Below are 2,028 nucleotides of genomic sequence, written 5' to 3'. Positions count from 1 at the left end.
TCATAGTAGTGCTAACGGGTGAGTTAAATTTGCTATAATAATATATAGATTATCTTATACATAAATTAGGGGAGGTTATATGAGACGACAAGACCGCAAGGTTACAGATATAGATGAAATTAAGGGCATTTTAAATAGTACTCGTATCATTCACCTAGGTCTGATGGATGGTGATTACCCTTACGTGGTGCCCTTACATTTTGGATACGAATTTATAGATGATGTACTTTATATCTATGTACATGGCCATTATGAGGGGAAAAAGTTTAGTTTGATTCAAGCGAATCCCCATGTATTTATTGAAATTGATGGTAGCGATGAAGCCCTCGTTTCAGGTGGGGATATTCCATGTAAATATAGCTCGGTATACTCTAGTGTGATGGGTCGTGGAGAGGCTACCTATTTAGAGTCTATTGATGAAAAATCTCATGGCTTACAAGTATTGATGAAACATCAGACAGGACGTGAATTTACTTTTACGGAAGCCATGGTAAACTCTGTGGGCGTAGTTCAAATTAAAATTGTCGACTATACGGCCAAAAGACGAAGACAACTTGAGCAAGATACTATTATGCCTCCATTAACTAAATAATGACATAACAATCCTATTGAACTCTATTATGATATAGCGTTCAGTAGGATTTTTTATATCGAACCTAAGCATTAGATACATTATTTGGTTGTGACGATGCTTTCACAAAAGGAAAGATAAAAATTTTATGAAGTAGCTAGAGCTACAGAATAGAGTACCTATTTTTGATATAAATAAGAAAATATATAATTATATGTGTGGAGTATATTATAAATTTTTGTAATAGGAGAGAATATGAAGAAAATTATAGGTAAATCAATTTTAGCTGCTATAGCTGTTGGTTTAGTATCTATAAGCTATGTATCAGCAGATACTGTTGATCAGTCTGTATCTAATAATAATTCTGAGGCCGTATCTAAGTCTAAAAATATTACGCCAAACATGAATAATGCTTCTGCAATTATACAAATACCAAGAACGCAATTAGTGGGCTGGCCTATGATGACTCAAGACGGTGCCCGTAATTTTAAGGGGGTAGCAGAGGCTATTCAGAAATTGCCTTATGAGGCTGAAGTACCTAGTTATATACCTTTTGGATATCAGCTTTATACAGCGCGTCACGATCAAAATGATGTCTTAGAGGTTGTATATTACAAAAGAGGCGGGCCTATCTACCAGGATGGGAAAAAGTTTATTACTAATGTTATGGCTTATCGAATGGGATATTCCTTGGATACCGTAAGAGATACAGCGTATATTCCTGCAGAGTACAAGGACTATGAATGGTCTGAACAAGGTGAATCTGGCAAGGTGTATTATACAGGTAAGCCAGGAGTACAACTAATCCGTAGCATTACGTGGACGGAAGGCGGCATGGCGTACTCCTTATTCTTCTTAGAACCTGTGAAAGCAGTTGATGCTGAATTCTATAAGGAACATGTGGTGCCTGTAAAAACTATAGATAGCTCACGTTATGAATTGTTAGGAAACTATCCGGTTACGAAGTTTTCAAACAAAACAATTGATGAATATAATAAAGAACGAATGATTCCTTAGCAGATAAACTGATGTTATACAAATTGTATCTAGAACAATATATTGTGTAATAGCGGTAGAATTTGTAATCGCTTATAAAGAGGAAAAAATATGAGAAAAACAATGTATAAGTCCGTTTTAGCTGTTATTGCTGCTGGGTTATTATCTGTAGGAATGGCCACAGCAGAAACGGTAGATACTCCTGATACTACAGATCAGGCTGGATCCACTAAAACACTTAAGCTAGGACATAACTTTAAAAATGTAGAGCCTAGAATTGATAGCTTACAGTGGCACTTTCATGATTGGCCTATAGAGAATACAAAAAAGGCTCATACTTTTAAGGGAAATCTAATAGAGGCAGCGAAGAAGCTTCCATATGAGGCTGAGGCACCTAGCTATATCCCTTATGGTTATGAAATCTATACAGTGCGGCAAGACAAAAATGATGTATTAGAGGT

The 2,028-nt window shown here is 36.0% G+C and carries 2 protein-coding genes and 1 pseudogene; all 3 read left to right on the top strand.

Going from position 1 to position 2,028, the window contains the following annotated elements; translation table 11 throughout:
- Window positions 1–79: 79 nt before the first annotated feature.
- Window positions 80–592 (top strand): pyridoxamine 5'-phosphate oxidase family protein, encoded by a 513-nt coding sequence (locus tag QZ334_RS08170; protein ID WP_295233543.1) that lies wholly within the window; start codon window positions 80–82, stop codon window positions 590–592.
- Between the two features lie 234 nt (window positions 593–826).
- Window positions 827–1,588 (top strand): hypothetical protein, encoded by a 762-nt coding sequence (locus QZ334_RS08165; protein ID WP_295233540.1) that lies wholly within the window; start codon window positions 827–829, stop codon window positions 1,586–1,588.
- A gap of 90 nt (window positions 1,589–1,678) precedes the next feature.
- A pseudogene (locus tag QZ334_RS08160) lies at window positions 1,679–2,028 on the top strand (hypothetical protein); the annotation flags it as partial.

Source organism: Veillonella sp. (genome assembly GCF_019414865.1).
In the GTDB taxonomy this organism is placed as follows: domain Bacteria; phylum Bacillota; class Negativicutes; order Veillonellales; family Veillonellaceae; genus Veillonella.
This window is presented reverse-complemented; position numbering and strand designations above follow the sequence as displayed.

Excerpts from the sequence above, each read along its gene's own strand:
- QZ334_RS08170 (WP_295233543.1), top strand. The coding sequence starts at position 80 with ATGAGACGACAAGACCGCAAGGTTACAGATATAGATGAAATTAAGGGC.
- QZ334_RS08165 (WP_295233540.1), top strand. The coding sequence starts at position 827 with ATGAAGAAAATTATAGGTAAATCAATTTTAGCTGCTATAGCTGTTGGT.